This window comes from Rathayibacter sp. AY1A7 (assembly GCF_002930845.1).
GTDB lineage: Bacteria > Actinomycetota > Actinomycetes > Actinomycetales > Microbacteriaceae > Rathayibacter.
In genome coordinates, this window is the sequence record NZ_PSTL01000006.1 from 66534 (window position 1) to 85832 (window position 19299).

The window sequence follows — 19299 nt, forward strand, 5'->3', positions numbered from 1 at the left end:
GACCGAAGCGGCGTAATAATCTTGCTAGGCAGCACCAGATACGGCATCAATGCCGAGACTGCAGGTGCGTTTCACCTCGCCAATGGCACCGTCGTGGCATCTCCGACACGCCAGACGAAACCGAGAAGCACAAGAGCTCGTCGTCGAGTAGTATAGGAGGAGTCGTAGTTGGCGACATGAGAGAACGGCGAACTCGGTGAAATTCAAAGTCTCGGACGATAGCGCTGCAGTCGCGCTCACTCGGTACTTTATGTATCTGCAAGAATTTCGTAGTGCAGCTGGAACGCTACAGAACCAACAGAGTAAAGGCCGTCTTCATGAGCAAGTTCTTTACACAAGAGCAACTTCTTCCGTATTCAAGCTCTCGGAGGCTGCTCGAGCGTTGAGGTTAGAGCGACCAGTAGTCGCATACCGCGGATCGCCGGCAGATGAAGCGGCGCGCGTAAGACGCCTCCGTGATCCAGGAGTTTCTGCGCAAGAAAAGTGGAGTCTGAATCGAGTATCGACGAGCCGCCTTCTCAGTCATCGGGCACCTACGAATAAAGTGGGCGAGTTGGTTCTTGAGGTTTGCCAACTACGAGTCGATTTAGTTTCAGGACGCGGGTGGAAGTACAACTACGGGCCTTTTGATCGTGTTGTTCTTCGGCGTGAGGTAAATACTGTGCTCGCTACAATCTACCTTGCTTCAGTGTTCGAGCCTTAAGTCGAGAGTTGAGATGATGGGACGATGCAGGTAGAGAAGCGCTGGATCGAGTTTAAGGAAGCTCAGGCTAAGTATTGGCGCGAGTCATTTCTTCGGCGAGCCCTCGCTTGGGCCTTTCTGTTTTCGTTGCTTCTGTACACCGCTGCCGTTATCTTTTTCGCTTGGCCAGTCTCTACTGATGGCAATCCTTCGTACTGCACACTAAAAGAGACCGTGTCGTACAGCTTTGCGAGCGAGGTGGAAATACCAGAAGACAAGTCACGCACTGTGACCTGCTCCGAACGATCGGTACCGCCGTGGCTTCTCGTCGCTGGCCCATCTTTATCGGCGGTTATTCTTGCGGCTCTCGTCATACTGAATCCTGATAGTTCCAAAGTTACAATTGAGCTGCCAGGCGGCATACGCGCTGAACTGACGAGTTCCGCAGCGAGCGCAGCCGATCACACTAAGGCAGACGCAGAAACCTTCAAGGCTGCCGAAAAAAGGAAGAAAACGGGGAACTAGTCTTCTGGAACGATTGCGTTGGCGGCACTCAACATTGAACGTGACATCTCTAGTGCGCTCCTAACAGCTGGATCGTTGTCGCTCGCAGATTGCTTGATATCTCCCACGAGATCCTCGAGCGTGGTAAGATGTAAAGAGAAGAAAACGGCCCAGCGTGCAAGGCCTTCCGCCACTTCGCTACGTTTTCCGGCAAGTAGAGCTAAGCCGATTAGTCCTGGAAGCTCCTCCGCTTGGACTTCGAGTATGTCGCGCTCGCCTAATCCAATTTTTTTCATGGTTTCTAGCACTCGAAGATTTCGGTCGATCTCACCGAGTTCGAATGAAAGTCTTTCAGTTTGGTCATCGAGAGAATTTCGCTCGAATTCAAGTGAATCAGGCTCGTCAAGATGCCGGTTTTTTCTGGTCGCGAACCTAGACATTGAGACATACACCTCTCTGTCCTTGGGATCTTGATGATGCGGTACTTCCATGTTCATTTATGTAACTATTAAAGCATGAAGCATTAATCGTATCAATAGAGTTACACTTGTCCGAGCAGATAGCTGAGTCATTCGACTGACTATCGGGAGTGGAAAACGTTGAGCGCCAGGCGATTTGATAGGGTACCATTATTATTGGGCCTCTCCCGAAGAGTGGACGTGCGTATGATGATCACGTTACTCCTGTTGGACCGGTCTGGCGACAGCCTTCGCGCGTGTCGAGGAACCGAGGAGCGGTGCTGGTGTGCTGTAGCGTCCTCGTGCTCATGCAGATTTCAGCCCGGGTGCGTGGATTGTTTCCAGGAAGCGTCGGGCTTGTTTCGAATCGGGCTCCCGACCGAATCGTTTCGTTGGGTGTCGCACCACGCCCGCTGCGGTGCCCCGTCCTTCGTTTAGGCGAGCACCAGTACAACTAGATAATCCAGGTAGTTTACAGCTAATGATGAGTTTGATATACTTTCAGTAATGCTTATTGGCCTCTTATCGCGAATCTACAAACTCAAGGTGGCAATTGCCGGGTTCTGCGCCGCAAGCGCTGGTGTTTGTCTCCTGATTGTCGGAAACTGGCTCGATGTGAGTTCGTCTGCGCCGCATATCGTGGTGGTGGTATTGGACGGCTTAGCTGACGCCGTTCTGGTGACGGGTCTAATTGGAGTCGCTGTCGATTTCTGGACGCAGCGTGACAAAGATGCTCGCGACGACGCTCGGGTTCGGCGGCTCCTGGCCGAGTCGGCACCTGACTTCACCGATGCCGTCGTTCGTGGCTTCGCGTCCAGTCCGGACGATCTCCGCCGAGTGGCCACCCCTGCACTCCTGGATGACCTAGCCACCAACGCCCTTGGGCTTCGCCTCGGCGATGCGGCCTTCGCCCGTGAGATATACGCCGATCTGCGCAACACCGTCGTCCGGGCTCCCGAGCGCTGGCACGACGTGGACGTACGGATACGGCTCTCCTCTACGGGGGAGGGGAACACCTTCGGTGTTCCTCGGTTCGTCGTAACGGTCACGTGGGAGTACTCAGTCATCCCCAGCAGTCCCGTCCAGCGCTTCGCCTGCACCTCCGATCGAGATGAGTTCCACGAACTGGTCTCGGATATCCCATCGACCTCAACTTGGTTCATGACTCCGCGCCCGGGCTTCGACGCCAGCAGCCGGGACGCCTTTGAGCTTCTGCAACTCACCGTTGACGGCGAGGAGAAGAGAATCCGTCGGAGCGCTCGTAAGACGGGCCAGACGTACTCCGTCGCGATCGGTGACGACGCCGTGCGCGACGGCCGCATGGTCCGCATCCGTCACGTCTACCGCACCATCACGCCGCGCAGCGGCCACCGTCTCTACGTCGCAATCGCACAGCCGACCAAGGGGCTGTCGCTCACCCTCGACTACACCGATACGGACATCGCCCACATGAGCGTCACTGACCTGGTCTCCGCAGCGCAGCGTCCGCACGTGTCTCGGCTCCCAGAACAGACTGCAGCCCGGGAGATCTCTCTGGATGTCCCGGGCTGGCTGCTTCCGAAGGCGGAGGTCACTTTCGTGTGGACCCTCGCCAGCGAAGTGTCTTCAGCAGACGCTGGAAGCGCATTCGCCGCCAGAGCCGCGTAGTCGGGTTCATCGCCCCGACGAAGTCGCCACCGCTCATTTCATCACCCCGCCTCGCGCCTCGAGGCCTGCCCCTCTGGCCCGCCGTGGTCGTGATGCTACTCATAAGTATGTAGACCTTCAAGTAGCACCACAGGAGGCTCGATGACGTGGAAGGTGAGCTGCAGAAGGTCTTCGGACGCAACCTGCGCCGCCACCGCGAATCTCTCGGTCTCAGCCAGGAAGCCTTCGCCGACGAGCTGGGCGTGCACCGCACCTACATGGGCGGCGTCGAGCGAGGGGAGCGCAACCTTACGCTTCGCTCCGTCGAGAAGATCGCCGGCTCGATCGGCCGCGATCCTGTCGAGATGCTCTCAGAGGCTGGTCGCTAGTCGAGTTCATTCGGCTGATGCCGACGGCGATCTCCGAGACGGACGTGCGCGAGACATTCCACGGCCGCGTCATCCAAGGTACTGGGTGACGGCGGACCGTCATCGCGCCGCAGCGCGTGCAGGCGAGCGTTCGGGTCCCAAGCCGTGGCGGGACCGCCGCAGATGGGCAGTTGCGCTCGTCCACAGGGAACGACATGATCCGGTCTCAGGGCAACAGGAGAGTGGGTCAATCCAATGGACGCGGAGCTTCGCAGCACCCAGCAGTGGCTCCAGGACCACGCCTCAGCGGTGGGCGGCATCCGCGACGAGCTTGAGCTGTACTTTGCTCCGGACGAACCACTAGACGCGTTTGCTTCCAGACGCCAACGGCTCCAGGTCGATCTGCTCCTTGGTGCCGTCTGGAACGCGTCGATCATCGTGATCGACGAGTGCTTCGCGGACCTGGCCTCGCTGGAGGGTGGGGCGTGGGGCGAAGAACCGTGGATTCGCGGAGCGCTGCCGGAGCGGTTTCTTGCCCGTTACGACATCCGGTTCTTACGTCGGTTCCTCTTGACCACTGCAGCCGTGACGGCTGCCCTCGCGACCGAGTGGCGCGCGCCGAACAGTGTCGCTGAGGAACTCGCCGTCCGCTTGATTCTCGACAAGGTCGAGGTTGCCGAAGATCTCTACGAGCTGGACCTGCCGCACGAGTGGAGGGACGGTCTCGAGGGGATCCTTCTCGAAGACCTCGACCACGAGCGCCTTTACGAGAACTCCTGGTCCGGCGCACCCTACGACGATGCCGGCGAAATGTCCCTTGCGTTCGAAGACTGGTTCCGTCCGTTCCGCGTCGGCGGCCCCAGGACTCCGTACCTCGAAGACGGTCTGCCCGGCACCCTTGGGGACGACGCTTCCCCCGAGTGAGCAGTTGGCCCAGACGGGCCGTCGATGAACATCCACCTTCTGGATCCAGCCCTGCGTGGGCGTTGACACCGAGCAATGCGAGGCCATATCTCGCTCAGTCGGGAGTCGGCGGCCAGATGCGCGAGACTGACGTCCATGGCTGATACGAAGCTCACGAAGTGAGCAGGGGAGCACTGGACCTGCTCGATGCTCAGCCGGTTGAACTGGGCGGTAGCTCTCACGCGGGACGGCCTTGAACGGACCGACATCCTTGCTGTGCAGACCACTGGGGAACGCCGGGTGGTTGAGATTCAGGTCAAGACTGCAAACGACACTGGGTCGAACACGAGCTGGCCCATCACGACGAAGTCACAGTCGATCGCCTTGACGGACCGCGAGTGGTTCATTTTTGTATGGCTGCCGGCCAAGCACCTCGTCTCGCCGCGCGCCTTCGTTGTTCCACGAAATGTCCTCTCGGCCGCAGCCTGGATTCAGCACCAGGCGTGGCTCACAGACCCTTTGGTTCCAGCCGGCAAGCGCTACGCTCCGGTCGACCGGGCACGTTTCACGTTGCCCACCTGGGCCGGATACGAAGACCGCTGGGACCTACTCGATTCGTCTGCAGATGACGCACCCGTTCTCCTTCCTCCCGCCATGCGCGCCCAGGCGCTGCTCGACCGTGTTGGGCTCCCAGCCGTGCACCCGTGGGAAGCCGACCTCCCGCGTCGGTGAGCAAGACCACTCGTCGTTAACGAGCCGGGCGCGATGCTCGCTTGGCGAGCTGAGCTGCCTGCGTCGTGCCCAATTGTGTCCGGGCCCGTGGTTGGCTCACACTAGGTGAGTGGCAATCAAAGTGACCCTTGTTGATGACCTCGACGGACTGCTGGTACCAGACGGCTCGACCGTACGGTTCTCGATCGACGACGATGTCTACGAAATTGACCTGTCTCCGAAGAACCGCCAGAAGCTCCGAGCGGCGTTCCGTCCCTACGTCGATGCTTCTCGGCGAGCGCGCTACAAAACTACTGGTTTGCCGACCGTCGGGCCGAAGAAGTAGAGCCCGATCGTTGTAGTAATTGATTTCACCTTGGGCGGCACTTCGTTCCTTCTGGCTTGAGACATTCTCCGGGCGCCTCTAGCATCATCCGCAGGCAATAACGCCGTACTCACCTCGGAGGATTTCGCGGCCCAGAAAGTAACGCTCGTCAACGACATCGACGGTACCCCGCGCGACAGTGACGGAGGAACCGTCCGGTTCTCAATCGATGGCGCGAACTACAAGATCGATCTGTCTGCCGACAACACGTCGAAGCTACACAAGGTACTCGGCAAGTATGTATCGAACGCGCGGAAAGCGCGGTCGGGATCTTCGCCGGCACCTTCGTCGGGAGTTTCTCGTAAGTGCGACCCTGACCACCTGAAAGCGATTCGCGAGTGGGCTGCGGAAAACGGCCACCAGGTGTCAAGCCGCGGACGCATACCGCCGGAGATCTTGGACGCTTTCGAAGCTGCCAACTGATCGCTGATGTCAATATGAAGGGACGGGGCCGTTACCGGCTCCGTCCCTTCATATTCCGGGGCGACCATGCCAGCTGTCGCGCCGAACTGGTGGCAGGGCTTCACGACAGCCTCAAATCGCGATGCACGGTCGCTAGGTCGCCGAAGGCTAAGCGCTGCCCGCCCCGCATCGTTCCTCGGGTCACCATGCACTTCGGGAATCGGGCGAGTCTGGGAGACTGTGCATGGCTATCGATGCTGAGCGCAGCCTTGGTGGACCGAGGCACGACGGCATGGGTGGACGTGCATGTGCAATAGGCGACGTGAGCGCGCGTCCTTGGGAAACGTGGCTCTGAAACACTGCTGATCCTCGAGCAAGGCGAACTTTCCGATCTTACGCCCTAAAGAACAGGGTTACTAATCACACAACTGAATACATTGAGCCTGCGACTAGTAGTACTGCCACGGCGGCCGCTGGCCAGACGAAGTCTCGGCCCAGCAGCGTCTCTCGGCGACTCAATAAAGCTGTCAGGAAGAAGGTCAGCGCAGATGCTGCCGCCGACGAAATCACTGCTAACAGCAGCCAGTACCGTGACGCGTCACGTGCGGCGGGTGTTGGTTCGATCCCATAGATTGTAAGCATCCCGCGTTGACTCAAAAAGAGGAATGCCAGTGGGCCGATGATCGTGAGAAAGAGACTGACCATGAATACCAAAGTTCTGATCGTGGCAGCGTCGACACTCCTATTGCGGCTCACCACGGAGACATCGCCGCATTCATCGCTTGTGCATATAGATCAGTTCCAAATTTATTTGGGTGAATAGATTGAGCTGACGGCACCACGGGGCTGCCAGTCACGATCCACGTTCCCCAGAAATCTGCATCGCCGGGTGTGAGGTCCGTAAGTACAAGTCCATTTAGGGCTGATTGACCGTACACAGCAGAGTCGTGACCGGCGCTGCCGACTCGAGCATCTTCTTGGTCGCTACAGAGATTGTGACCGGAGAACCTTGCCTGCGCATCGACGTACTTGACGCGCCTGCTTGTGAGCGAGGCGTTTGTCGTATCTACGGCTGCGTTAATGCTCGAATTGAGGTCGCGCGCAAATTGGTTCAGCCACGAGAACTGCCCTATTGAAACCAAGACGCAGCTTCCACCTTGCTCAAAGAGCATCGGATACCCTTGAATCAGAATCTTCGCGTTGGGCGCCCGGGTCGCGATCTGCTTAAGGATTGTTACGATAGCGCTTTGAACTTTCGGGATGAGCGCATTCTGCGCGGCAGGAAGTGGCGCTGTATCCCCAGGGAGCACCGTGCTAGAGCAGTTTGTATAGCCAGCACACGCCTGGATGACCTCACCGAACCTCGCGTCATTTCCACCAATAGTGAGGGTCACCAGAGTCGTGTTCGCGTCGAGGTAGCCGCGGTCCATCTGCGAGTCCTCGCGGTATTTTCCGTATCTTCCGCTCTGCCCCCAGGCGTTCGTAGGAAACGCTGAGCTTGCCGTGAAGTATGGCAAGACATTCTCCGTCTGTGCGCCGGAGCATGCAATGAACTGGTAGTCCATGTTCGAACCATAGCTGTCCGCAGCTGCCCCGATTGTCTGAGTTGAGCCGGGGATGTTCGCCTTTCGGCTCCAAGCTTCAGTCGACCGATGGCAAGCGTTCCGTTCACGGTTGTACTTCAGGTCCGTGTTACCGTTGATGTTGTTGTAGTAGATGCTGGAAGGATTCGCGGTTACACCTCCGTTGTTGTCGGTTTCGTTGTAATAGCTTTCACCGAGATTTACAGAGGCTCCTTCGCCAGAGGAGTACGAGTCTCCCATCGCGACGACGAAGTTCGCGGGCTTCGCTGAAAGCGGCTGGAAAGCAACCGCATCCCACGCGATATCGTCGTAGCCGTCTCCGTCGTGGGTGGTATTGGAGAGCGAAATGCTCGGCGTTCCTGCGAATTGGAACACTCCGATCGAAACCTAGCTTTTCGCGCCAGTTCGTTGCGGCACCGACCGGGTCTTCACGGTCCCGTTGCCGAGACCAACTTGGTACTGCGCCTGCTGCGTCCAAGCTCCGTGGTCCGGGAGGTGAACTAGGACGCGGGCCCATTGATTGAGTGTTGTATTAAGCGTCCATTTACCCGTCACGTTCAAGGTTTGGTTGACGTTACTGCCGTTCCCATTCTGCCTAGTGTGTGCGAAATAGAAATGGGAGTTGAAGCCTCCTCCGAGCTGGTGCGTGTCAATCTTCGAAGGGTAGGTGCCATTTGACGCGTTCGCGAAGGTAAAGGCAAAGGTTCCTTGAGTTGATTGCGTTGTGCACGAACTCCGATATTGCTTCGTACCGTTCGGCACATCGTCGATTAAGTAGACAGTCCCACTCGGAAGGCCCCGAGACATGGGGTTTGCTGCATTAGTCACAGCTTTCGAGCAGTTCGGTGGAAAACTATTGGCATCTGCTTGGTAGGAGTAACCGGAATAAAAGCGTAGTAACTCATGCCCGCACGAGCTTGAACAGTCGGCCTTCCAGGTAGCCGGTACGTGGAACCAGCACTCCAGGTCATACTGCCCAGCAGCATTCTTATGAAGGCAGGGCCCTGCCGGCTCGGTCGCGACGTCGGGATCCGACGGCTTTACAGACTTGGTTGTGTCGCAGTTGTTGGAGGAATTACAGAACAGGGCGCGCGGTGGCTTGACCGCAGTGCGGTCACTTTCTTGCGTCCACCAAGCGGGCCGGAACGATGAGACATAGGTCGCATTTTCGCCGTTCATCGACTCAAGTGCGTCGAATCCCCAGGCCGCGAAGCCCATGACTTTCTCCGGGTAGGGCCAGTCTTGCGGGTGAGACGCATCGGACGGCCGATTCTCAAGGAAAGGGGTTCGGCTCGCCGGATAGTTAGGATTGATCGGGTTGTTCATCCAGCCGACGCCGTAAGGCTCAGTGCCGTTCTGTGCGTGAAATCCGGAGTTGTATGCCCAGACGGCGAAGAACCAGTTTTCAAGATATTGCGGATCGCCGTCATTGATTGTGAGATTTGCACCTTTCGTCTCGTTCCACTTGCCCACTAGGATCTGAAGGCCAGCGGCGATATTTGCTGCAAAATCGAGCGCCACGGCCCTTTGCTTGATGGTGGACATTGCCGCGACGCCGCCGTTTTCCATGCCGGCGAGCCGCATGCCGTCCGTGACCTGTGCGACACCATAACCGCAATCTGCGTTGGTGAAGTTTACACTCCAGTTGACGGCGTTGTCCCGGTCGGTCAGGCCATAGAAGTTTCCAATAAGGGGTGACCCGGTCACACCGGGCACCGCATATCGCGATGCCTGCCACATGTTCGATTCTTGCGCGATTATACCGAGCATGACTTGCGACGGAACGCGCCCACCGCCGAGGAGGGATAAACTTGGAAAGAGCTGCTGCGGTTTGTAGGAGGTGGTGGAAACGTTTAGGTATCCACCCGGCCTATCGACATTCAGCTGGCCAAGCACTGCCTGGTTCACAGCCCACTCGACCTGACGGGGTTTCGGCTGCATCGCCTGCGACCCGGGGTCATTTCGAGCGACGGCACAAGTACGCTCGGCTTCGATGGGGTTTGACGGAGAGCCTGCGGCCGCGACAGCTGCCAACTCCGAAGTGGTAGTTGCCGTTGCGGCGCGGAATGCTGCATTCTTGTCCGCCGGTTCGACCAGCACACCCGACTCATTGACGGGCGCAGTCGACGCACCAGGATCGACCGAGAAAGACAGTTCTTGCCCACTGACTAGGCTCTTTGCCGCGATCGAAACTGGCACGTCCCCGACCGTCGGGTCAAACCTGCCGTCTGCTGCGCGCGAAAGTGGGGCAATTTCAGTGACCGCTAGCTCAGCTTCCGAAGATATGAGAGCGCCGACAGGAGCGTCGACGACCTTGAGACCTTCGGGAAGGATCTCGGAGACGACGGGCTCGCCCGTCACCGAGGCGGTCAAGTGAAGACCAGGCGAGATCCCAATGTCGGTGAGCACTCCCGTTGCGAGGACGGCGTCCACTTGGGATTTCACATCAAGATCGGCAACTCGCAGTCGTCCAGTCTCGCCCTCTGCGTCTACGTAGGCAATAGATGACCCGACTGCCGTGAGATCGAACGGCACGCCTGAAGCTTCGGCGACATGCTGGGTTTTTCCATCTACATCAACCTTCACGACTTCGCCGGCGGCCGCGGCGATGACTCCTTCTTCAGTGGGGATGGCTGACGTGAGTTGTGTCGTCGTCGTTCGGCTCGACGTCAGCGTGCCGGCGGTAAGGTCGACCATGTCGAGGCGAGACTCGCCCACATCGGAAAAGGCACTGAACATGGCGTTCGAGCCGGATCCGCACCCAGGATTGAAGTACGCGATGGAGTATCCGAGGCCGAGGTCGTGGACGTCTCCAGTGGCGACGTCCACGACTGCTCCGAATGCGCCACGATTGAACATCTGCTCGTCATTTGTCACGAATCGGGGCGCGTAGACGGCCGCAATCTTGCTTCCGTCCTCGCTCAGGCAGAAGTTGCCGATCCATCGATCTGTTTCGACGCCGACGACTCGAAGACTGGCGATGCGACCCCAGGAGTATCCGTCAGAAGCACGCGCAGCGTAAATGTTGAACGCGTAGGCGTCGCCTACAGCTGAGAACGCCGTGTCGCCAGAGCTCGTCCACCCGTCGCCCAGTGCCGCATCTCGGGTCGCCTCCGGCACGCTGGACTGACCGGCTTCAACTTCCGACGGAGTCGGCACCAGGTCATCTTCGGCCGGTGTGACCACGGCGACCGGCGCGGTCTTCACGGTTGCGTTTGCACTTGTGCCAACGACAACGGTGACCGTCAGAGCCGCGACGACGGCGCCGAGCCTCCAGTAGGGCCGCGCCAACTTGGCCGAACCGCGGGTCCGGTGGCGTATCCTCGCTGCGCTGCGCTCTTGCTCTGACATGTGTCCGTCCCCCAAAGGCCCCTCAGTCGGCGCTCGGGCGTCGGCTAGTTGATGCAGGTTGACTGGCGTCTTTCAGCGGGTCAAGTCGGGTATTCGGGGGACTAAACGGGGTACACGGCCCGGGAGTCAGGTCTCTCAGCCTGGAATCGACGTGGGCTGAAACAGCTGGCGTTTGCAGCAAAAGCGCTCTTTTGGGGTGGAATGCCGAGGCCGGCATCGATCAAAGAGATGGGACTGGAAGCTGGCGCGTCGAGTAGGCTGGCCCCAATTCGGGGGGGAACTGATGGCTAGCTGTCACGATCAAGCCCTCAGATCGCATGTACGGGTATGACGAGAAAATCAGCCTCCGACGACGAGGCAAAATCGGTGGACGAACTTGACGAACTCCTCGCACGCTTGCGAGTTGACCCGGTGGGCACACCCGCCGTGGACCTACAGCTCGACCGCATGGTCGATGCGCTCGAAAATGCGCAGGTGCGCGAGTCTCTCGCCCGATCTGTGTCTCGGCGTCGGTGGCGGCTGCCCACGCTGGTCGGTGTCGCGTCCCTGTTGGTGTTGGTCCCTGTCGCAGCGACGGCGGTCGGACTCCTGAACGCCCGAACGGGAACCTTCGGAGGCTCCGGCACCGAGGTGGTGGATCGGAGCGAGTGGATCGGCCTTCACGCTGATGGAGTAGACGAGGCCTTGCTAAGCATTTACCCGGATGACCTGTCGCTTCCTGACGGCGCGAGTCGAACGGATGTTGTCGGGGCTGCCTCCGCAGTCCTCCGTGAAATGGGAACTGCACCGCAGAACTCCACGGAAACCTCTCTAATACAAGAGACATCGGTCAAATTCATCTATGAGAATGCAGCTCGATGCCTTTGGTATCGGGAATGGCTCGACGCAGATGAGCGCGACGATGAGGACCGCGCGAACGCGGCGGCCATCGGGATCACCGAGGCCGCGAGCTGGCCAGCTACGACGGCAAGCGACGGAGGGGGAGTCGTGGCAGGATTGACCGAAGAGGCCAGCTATGTCTCATCCGGAGATCGGGCGCACGCTCTGTGGTACTACCAGCGATCCTGCGAAGGTTTTTATGGGCCGGTGTATCAGTGACTGGTCGAGCGAGCGATGTAGGCAAGCGGGTTCTGAAGTCTGACGAAGAGGAATCGAGGGCAGGATTTGAGTGCTTCGTACGTCAGGTGTCACCCGCACTTCTCGGCTATTTTGCGCGTCGGATTATCCCTCGCGAAGAAGCAGCAGACTGCGTAGCAGAAGTTCTTCTGATCCTTTGGGAAAAGCGTACTAAGCTTCCTGAAGGTAATGACGAACGTCGGGCGTGGACATTTGGGATCGCGCGCAACGTTCTTCGAACTGCAACACGTCGATCTGTACGGCATTACACGATAGCCGAGGCGCTCCGCCAAGAGCTCATGCTTACCGGTCGCTCGGAACCGAGCAGCGCCGGCGAGGCTAGCGGATTACAGGCAGCTCTGCTTGAGCTTTCTAACTCGGATCGGGAGTTGGTCCTGCTCATCGCTTGGGAAGGCTTTTCGCTAGCAGACGCCGCGGCTTTGCTCGGCATTCGAGCAGATGCTGCGAGGGCCCGATACTCGCGCGCACGGCGGCGCCTTTCGTCTCAGCTCGAAGCGCAAGCCGCAGCAAAGTACGCTGGCCCATCCTAGTTCGCTCTGTCCCTCGGATGGGGGTGGGTAGGAGATGTTGCGCTTTTTCTCAGCCGCTTGTATGGTCCTCACAAGTGCCGCAGAAGAGTGCATGACGAATATTGGCTAGACGCTCGGGGGGCTTCTTACGCCTTGCGTCGCTCATTGAGGGAAAAGAGCGAATGAAACTGAGAGAAAATAGGGCGATCCTTGCAACAGCGATGTGCATAGGGTTGCTGCTCGGAGCTGTCGCGGTGCCGACGGCGGCAAATGCCGCTGCAATCGGAATTACCGGTGATGTGCACACGGGCGAGTACAAGCTGTACTACGGAACGTTTAGGTATCACTCGGCCGGTACCTCGAACTTCAGGCTCAACTCTGCGTCGCCTGGCTACTGCGGCGCACGGCTTGGGATTGGCATGTACAACGGCTCGGGTGGCGAGACGAATATGCCTACGTGGAACAGTACGGGGTATGGTCAGTCGTTCACTTGGAGTGGAGGATCCACACTTCCGACGGGCACATACGCCATGATGGCCCACAACCGGAGCGGCGGCTACTGCTACTACCCGAACGACCGAATTTACTGGGGCGGAACGCTGACGCTTTAGCGTCGAGGGGGAATCACAATGACTGAAAATAGACGCAATTCAAAGAAACGAGCTGTCGCAGTCGCCGCCGCTGTACTGGCGGGGTGTGCGATCGGAAGTGCATTCGTATCGACGGGAGCGACCGCGTCTTCGGACCGTGGAAACTCAAGTTTAAGCATGATCACGCCATCCCAGGCGGGTTCTGTGCTCCGTGGGGAGGTGACCCGTTTCAACGCCCTCCTGCCCGCAGGTGTTTCGTGGCCTACTTCGCTTCCCGACTTCCTGAAGGAGAAGGACGTGAAGATGGACGCTAGTGTCCCACGCGCTATTGCGTCGATCTACTGGCTCTGCGCCTGGGAAGACAGCTATGTCACAGCCGTCGATGAGAAAAATGATACGCAGGCATCGGCGTCGCTGAAGGAGATCGCGAAGTTCGTAGAGCTGCCCTTCTACAAGGAGCAGTTCGTCGATCCTGAAGGCGCTTGGCTGAAGAATGTTCTTCAAAAGGCGCAATCTGGTGACGCGAGTGGTGTGCGCGAGGACCTCCAACAGTGTGGGTACTTCCAGGAAAATAACCCCGCTTAGGACCACGAAACCACAACTCGGTGATGGGGGCAGGCCCGTGTGGGCCTGCCCCCATCCGTGTTTCTAGATCGACCTCTGAACTGTGGAGTGGCTTGCGCACCGGGGGTCTTAGTTTAGGGAACTTGATACCGCCTTTGATTATCTCGGCGCCGGACCACGCCACGAATATCAGCTCTAGCTCGTGGGCAGGCAGGCTGGACGTACCGATCTATCGAGTTTCTCTACCAACCAGCCGGGGAACGCTGTCGGCGCCCGACGACAAGTGTCGCTCCCGGGCACGGTCTGACCCGTCGTAGAAGGTGCGTGTCTCCCTTCCCTGCCACGTAGGAACTACCCAGAGCGACGATCGTCAGCAGCCTTGCACCGCGTGCTCCCCATCTCTATCAGGGCCGGATACATTGGCGCCTTGAGGGCCGGCGTGGTCGCGTGGGCAACGTGGCCGGCGCTTCGACTGCCGACATTCAGACCAGCGCTACCCGACCAGTCCGAGTGAGGGCGTCAGCGCGCCGTAGAGGGCAAGGGCGCGGGCGCTTGCGTGGAGGAGACGAAGAACGGGGTCGGCGAAGCCAGCCGATTCGTGGTCGTGCGTGCGCCCAGCTTGCCCCGGCAAGTCAAGGGATACAAGGAGCGAAGAGGTTGGGTCTAAGGGTACGGAGCAGTCGAACAGGAGACGCCTACCCCCTGCTGGCCAGGGGTGCCGCCCGCGGCGCTACCCCACCTCGCTCGGCTCTCTGTCGGTGCTTGGACGTCATTGGTACGAGCCTGAACGGGTTGACGAACGCGTAACCGCCTGGTCGGACACAGACTAATACCGAGGTTGAAACCCTCGCTCTAAGCGGGGCTCATCTGATAAGTTCACACTGTTTGCGAGCGTGCTACTAGCAGTAGCTGCAGGTGTCCTTGTTTTGAGGAACTTGTTTGTTACAATTATTACATGGAATATTCACAGGAAGCACCCCGCAGAGCGCAATCTCCACCTAATCAACTAAGTATGTTCGAGAGGATACCGCGAATGGCGACCGAAGAAGAGTTTAGGGTTATGCGATACTCGCTGCATATCGCGGAGCTCGCGCTAAAGTCGCATCTCTCCGGAGATGGAGCCTTAGATTCAAGTTATTCTTACAATCACTTTATCTCCGACATGAGTGACCACGGAGTCCCATCTGAGTTCGCAAATAGAGCGCTCGATGAGATGAGATACTCAGTCGGTCCCAACGCCGCGTTGATCGCCGGCTGAGATGGGCACGAATAACGACTGGGTGCGGCGCAGTGAGCAAGCGGGTAATCGGCCCGATGAGGATGAGCCTCAGCGTTCCGGTCGGTCCGCTGCGCGGCGCGATCACGATCGGGTCTTCTACTCAGCGGAGTTCGAGCGGCTTGAAGACGTCACACAGATTGCAACTCTCACTTCCTCATCTGTCCGTAACCGGCTAACTCATTCTTACCGGGTGGAGCAAATCGCTCAGGCAATCACCGTGCGAAACCCCAATGCTGGGATCGACGTAGACGTTGTAGCTACGGCGGCTCTCGTGCATGACATCGGCCATGCGCCGTTCGGTCATACTGGTGAGGAAGCTCTCCAGCGTGCGGTTACGTGCGAGAATCATAGAAAAAGCCTTCGCCCTGGACTGCTTGAGCGGCTGAAAAATGTGGGCGATGACGAATACAACGAATATTCGCCGGATCGGTGTGATCCAAACAAGCCATGCCTGCTCCTCGACGGGTTCGAGGGTAATGCTCAGAGCTTTCGAATTATCACGTTGCTCGCCTCGAATCATCCTCGTTCTCCAGAACACGGTTTGGACTTGACCCGTCGCACGTTGATGGCGTCCTTGAAGTATCCTTGGCTAGAAAAAGAACATCCTAAGAAGATAAATAAATGGGGTGTGTATGATCTCGATCTTGAAGCCTTCAAGTGGGTGCTTGCTGTAGATGGCGTCGACGATGTTGCCGGACAGCGACCTCAGCACCTCGAAGCCTCTGTGATGGATCTTGCTGACGATATTGCGTACGCCGTCCATGATCTAGAAGATGCGTTCAAAATTGGCCTGATCCCTGCCGCCGAGCTCCAGAAGCTGCGTTCGACCACCTTCTCAAAATTAATCGCATACATTCGAGCGGAATCCGAGAAGGATGAAGTCGATCCGATTGCACAACCGGACCCGGACGACGAAGGTATCGCCCCACTTTCGGGAAGTCCGGTGCTTAGCATCGTTGCGGAGTGGGAGAAGTTCGTAGGGCTCGATCATAAGGCGGAGGATCGCGATGCACAGGGGGCCTTGCTCTACCCGCATCTCAATCAGCTCCAAGCTTGCCTAAATAAGGTGAGCGGGGAGGCCTATTCGGGAAGTCTTCAGTCACGACAAGCCTTGTCATCCTGGCGTGCATTCCTAATCTCGCTCTTCGTCAATAATGTTGTGATCGAAGACGGCCGCGCTAAGTTCGATTCTCCCTACATTGAGTCCTCAATGGAGTTCTTGAAGCAGATCACCTGGTATTTTGTAATCGACGACCCAGATTTGACGGCAATCCGTGAAGGTCAAGAGAATCTGGTTTTGGCGTGCTTCGAAAAACTCTTTGCGTTAGCTGCTCAGGCACATCTCGCTCCGGCTCCGCTTGGAGGTGAAAGCAAGAAATCTCAATGGAGGGGGAGGGTGCTCCATCGCCTCAGCAAGAGGCTCCCTGAAAGATTGAACGACTACATCACTCTCGCTCGACAGCAACTGGAAAACACGTCTGTCGAGCTTTGCACGCCTCGTCAAGCTGTCGCGAGGGCCGTCGTTGACTATATCTGCAGTCTTACGGATGCGGAGGTCTACTCGTACTCGCTCCAGCTCGATGGCGCACCTTCACACGCGGTTCCTCGGCTCTACCGCCGTTAGGCCGCATCGCGGTGAGGCGCCCGGCTTTGCTGGCATGTAGAGCTTGCTATTTGTCCGCGTAACCGGAGGCATGCGTCCTGGTCGAGTACACACCTGAGCAGCCTTGGAACAGCGCTGCCCGTTCCGCTAGTAGTGGGCGGGCAGCGCCGTTGAGGTAATCAAATTTGGCCGACCGCGTGCCTTGCCCTTGGGCGGATGCGTATCGTTGCCGGACGAGTTCTTCGTTCCGATGGTGTCGTCGATGTGGTGCACCGTGTGCTCGACTCCACGGTCCTTCGCCGTATCGCTTCCGACCGCCTGCTGTTCAGCCTTGTTGCCGCCGGTGTGTGCGGCGCGAGCTGACGTCGACCTTCGTCTTCCAGGCGCCGGCGTGGGATGCTCTTGGGACGGTCACTCAGGCGGGGGCGAACGCTAGCCTGGGAAGACAGCGCTCGATGCTTTCGAGCGGGGTCTCCGCGCGTTGCCGCAGGGAGTCGGCGCTCGTGTCATCCCGATCGAGAACGGTTTCCGCGTGCAGGGGACCGACTCGTGCTCAGTCGGGGTCTGGAAGATGCTCTACAACTGGCGTCTTGTCGTGTTGCATCCCGGGTAGCAGATCGACGCCACGCACGGCTACTGCTACTACGGAACCGGGCTCGAGAGTCTCGCCCGCGCTGTTGCGTCTGGTCTCGAGTGGCAGGATCCGCTCAACTCGGCGCCGGCCGGATTCGACAAGCAGGCCTTCTGATCGCGTCCCTTGTGCTGGTCAGCGCTCGGGGCGAAGGGGCCGCCACATCTCGAGGCAGGCGAAGCGCAGCCGCTGGGAAGTCATCTCGCCGCCGCCGATGCAGTTGAGCAGGGAGTCGCGGGGAGTGCCTGTTCGAGCTTGATCGCTCGTTCGTACGTGCCGGTCGTCCGAGCCGCGTACAGGCGGGTCGTGTTGAGCGCACGGAATGAGTCGATAGACGGGATGGACTCACATACGGATCCCCAGAGCGATCGATCGAACTGCTTGGCACCCGTCCAGTGACTGCGGACGCGCCTCTAGACGTTGGTGCGCGCCCCGGCGCAGGCCTACTTGGACTCATCTAACACCATGACGTACACACCCTCGACACCGTCCCACTTCCGCAGGTCCGTTACCTACCGCATGAAATTCCAGATCTCGAGCATCCGCGTCAGCGAAGCCTCGAACGCGTCCGCATCGATCCCTGCGAAGAACTGCATGAAGAGGTCGAAGTTGTCGAGCGCCCTCGCACGCTGCCGGTCGCGGAACTCGTCCGTACGCGACGTGTGTGACTTGTCTTTTACGGCTTGCGCGGCCGAAGCCCGCCCCGACCGACGGCTTCTTGCTCAAGAGCGCGTGCCGCTCCCGACTCACAACTAATCAGTCGTGTAACCACCTCGCTGACATAGCGCAGGGCATAGTGGCCCTCAGAGGGCGGGACATTCGCTGCGGTGCCAAGCGAGGCTGGACCGCGAGCCCTGATGGTGTCAGGATGACCGCGCAGGCGGGCTGTGCCTGCGCGGTGGACTATGAGGAAGTAGGTCACAATGTCCTGGTCAGCTCCGAGCGCGCTGTACTCGTCCGATGACCTTCTGAACGGCTTCATGCCGCAAGATTCGCAGAGTCTGCGCGCGACGTACGATTTTCTGATGTTTCAGCGCTTTATGCGCGCCGGTGGGCAGACCGCGCATGAGCTCTCCGAAGCACTCCAGTTCGCGAGCCACGATGCGTACATTGCAGAAGGTCTCCGTAAGTGGCTGATATCTCACGACCCCCGTTTGGTGGGTATTATGGGTGGGCACGGTCTCTCTCGCGATCAGGATGCATATCGCGAGGTTGCAATCCTGGCGCGACAACTAACTCGTAGTGGGTATGTCATTGCGACCGGTGGTGGGCCTGGAGCCATGGAGGCGGGTCACCTGGGTGCTGCTTCGGCCCATCGGAAAGACAGCGTCCTTGACGACGCGCTCTCATACCTTGCGCTTCACGCGCCCAAGCTGCCTGACCTGCGCGGAATGCTCGATCCTGCTTTTGAAGCCGACCCGGCGATTCTCGAGGAGGCGCACAACTGGCTGCTTCCGGCTCATAGCGTACTGCAGACGTTGCTCGAGCAAGAGGTTGGGGTCAGCCTCGCGGTACCGACGTGGTTGTACGGTCACGAGCCGATCATGCCCTTCGCCTCGGCTTACGCAAAGTACTTCAACAATTCAATCCGGGAAGAAGCATTAGTAACCCGCTCGCGTGCCGGAATCGTTTACGCACGAGGTGGTGGCGGAACTATCCGAGAAGTATTCCAAGATCTTGAGGAGAACTACTATCAGAACGATGTGACTAAATTCACTCCAATGATCTTCTTTGATAAGGCAAGATACTGGGCTTCAGGAAGTACGAGCGATTCGCCCGGAGTAAAACTCGACGAGGTGGTGCCTGATGTACTGCGTCTTGCGAAGAAAAGTGCGGGCAAGGACCCGCAGCCTTTCATTGACAAGGTTGTATTCACCACTGATTTAATCTTGATTAATAAGCTACTCGATGAGCACAGCTCGGTTGCTCGAAGGGAGATGCGTTTCATGGTCGGCAACATCGGCTCGGACCGTCCCTGAAGCGCGCCTCCAATCTCCGCTCCTGTGCGCATCA

The 19299-nt window shown here is 58.6% G+C and carries 16 protein-coding genes; 13 read left to right on the top strand and 3 right to left on the bottom strand.

All coding sequences use genetic code 11. From position 1 onward, the window contains the following. Positions 1-727: 727 nt before the first annotated feature. Positions 728-1207, top strand: coding sequence for a hypothetical protein (locus C5B95_RS17075; RefSeq protein ID WP_146076509.1), 480 nt, complete (start codon positions 728-730; stop codon positions 1205-1207). Here C5B95_RS17075 and C5B95_RS17080 read toward each other — a convergent pair. Further along, entirely contained in the window at positions 1204-1683 is a 480-nt protein-coding gene (locus C5B95_RS17080; protein ID WP_146076510.1) for a hypothetical protein, read from the bottom strand. The two genes, C5B95_RS17075 and C5B95_RS17080, sit on opposite strands and share 4 nt — an antisense overlap. 468 nt (positions 1684-2151) lie before the next feature. Here C5B95_RS17080 and C5B95_RS07165 point away from each other — a divergent pair, with 468 nt between their 5' ends. From C5B95_RS07165 to C5B95_RS07185, 6 genes are all read left to right on the top strand, one after another. Then, a complete protein-coding gene (locus tag C5B95_RS07165; RefSeq protein ID WP_146076511.1) occupies positions 2152-3291 on the top strand; it encodes a hypothetical protein in 1140 nt (379 codons plus the stop codon). Between the two features lie 146 nt (positions 3292-3437). Continuing rightward, complete coding sequence (locus C5B95_RS07170) at positions 3438-3659, top strand: helix-turn-helix domain-containing protein (protein ID WP_104348808.1); 222 nt, start codon at positions 3438-3440, stop codon at positions 3657-3659. Positions 3660-3893: 234 nt separating this feature from the next. After that, complete coding sequence (locus tag C5B95_RS07175) at positions 3894-4562, top strand: hypothetical protein (RefSeq protein ID WP_104348809.1); 669 nt, start codon at positions 3894-3896, stop codon at positions 4560-4562. Between the two features lie 279 nt (positions 4563-4841). Next, entirely contained in the window at positions 4842-5273 is a 432-nt protein-coding gene (locus C5B95_RS17085) for a hypothetical protein (protein ID WP_146076512.1), read from the top strand. A 109-nt stretch (positions 5274-5382) separates the two neighbouring features. Then, the gene (locus C5B95_RS07180; protein WP_104348810.1) at positions 5383-5598 is read left to right on the top strand and encodes a histone-like nucleoid-structuring protein Lsr2; all 216 of its coding nucleotides are present in this window, start codon (positions 5383-5385) and stop codon (positions 5596-5598) included. A gap of 63 nt (positions 5599-5661) precedes the next feature. After that, a complete protein-coding gene (locus C5B95_RS07185; protein ID WP_104348857.1) occupies positions 5662-6060 on the top strand; it encodes an Lsr2 family protein in 399 nt (132 codons plus the stop codon). A 731-nt stretch (positions 6061-6791) separates the two neighbouring features. Here the strand turns inward: C5B95_RS07185 and C5B95_RS07190 are convergent. Then, positions 6792-7997: an SGNH/GDSL hydrolase family protein gene (locus tag C5B95_RS07190; RefSeq protein WP_104348811.1), complete on the bottom strand. Its 1206-nt coding sequence runs from the start codon at positions 7995-7997 to the stop codon at positions 6792-6794. Positions 7998-8009: 12 nt separating this feature from the next. Beyond that, positions 8010-10973 (bottom strand): hypothetical protein, encoded by a 2964-nt coding sequence (locus C5B95_RS17090; protein ID WP_146076513.1) that lies wholly within the window; start codon positions 10971-10973, stop codon positions 8010-8012. Positions 10974-11339: 366 nt separating this feature from the next. On the opposite strand from C5B95_RS17090, the gene C5B95_RS17420 reads away from it, so the two are divergent. The 6 genes from C5B95_RS17420 to C5B95_RS17100 all read left to right on the top strand — a co-directional run bounded on the left by C5B95_RS17420 (position 11340) and on the right by C5B95_RS17100 (position 19265). Continuing rightward, positions 11340-12071: a hypothetical protein gene (locus tag C5B95_RS17420; protein WP_181068018.1), complete on the top strand. Its 732-nt coding sequence runs from the start codon at positions 11340-11342 to the stop codon at positions 12069-12071. Continuing rightward, the gene (locus tag C5B95_RS18065; RefSeq protein ID WP_374954253.1) at positions 12068-12640 is read left to right on the top strand and encodes an RNA polymerase sigma factor; all 573 of its coding nucleotides are present in this window, start codon (positions 12068-12070) and stop codon (positions 12638-12640) included. The genes C5B95_RS17420 and C5B95_RS18065 overlap by 4 nt, the downstream gene beginning before the upstream one ends. A 161-nt stretch (positions 12641-12801) precedes the next feature. Then, positions 12802-13230: a hypothetical protein gene (locus C5B95_RS17095; protein WP_146076514.1), complete on the top strand. Its 429-nt coding sequence runs from the start codon at positions 12802-12804 to the stop codon at positions 13228-13230. Positions 13231-13386: 156 nt separating this feature from the next. After that, on the top strand, positions 13387-13794 hold the full coding sequence (locus C5B95_RS07200; protein WP_146076515.1) for a hypothetical protein: 408 nt from the start codon (positions 13387-13389) through the stop codon (positions 13792-13794). A 1238-nt stretch (positions 13795-15032) separates the two neighbouring features. Next, the gene (locus tag C5B95_RS07205) at positions 15033-16676 is read left to right on the top strand and encodes a deoxyguanosinetriphosphate triphosphohydrolase family protein (RefSeq protein WP_104348814.1); all 1644 of its coding nucleotides are present in this window, start codon (positions 15033-15035) and stop codon (positions 16674-16676) included. 1533 nt (positions 16677-18209) lie between these two features. Then, positions 18210-19265: a hypothetical protein gene (locus tag C5B95_RS17100; RefSeq protein WP_146076516.1), complete on the top strand. Its 1056-nt coding sequence runs from the start codon at positions 18210-18212 to the stop codon at positions 19263-19265. The last annotated feature ends 34 nt before the right edge of the window (positions 19266-19299 follow it).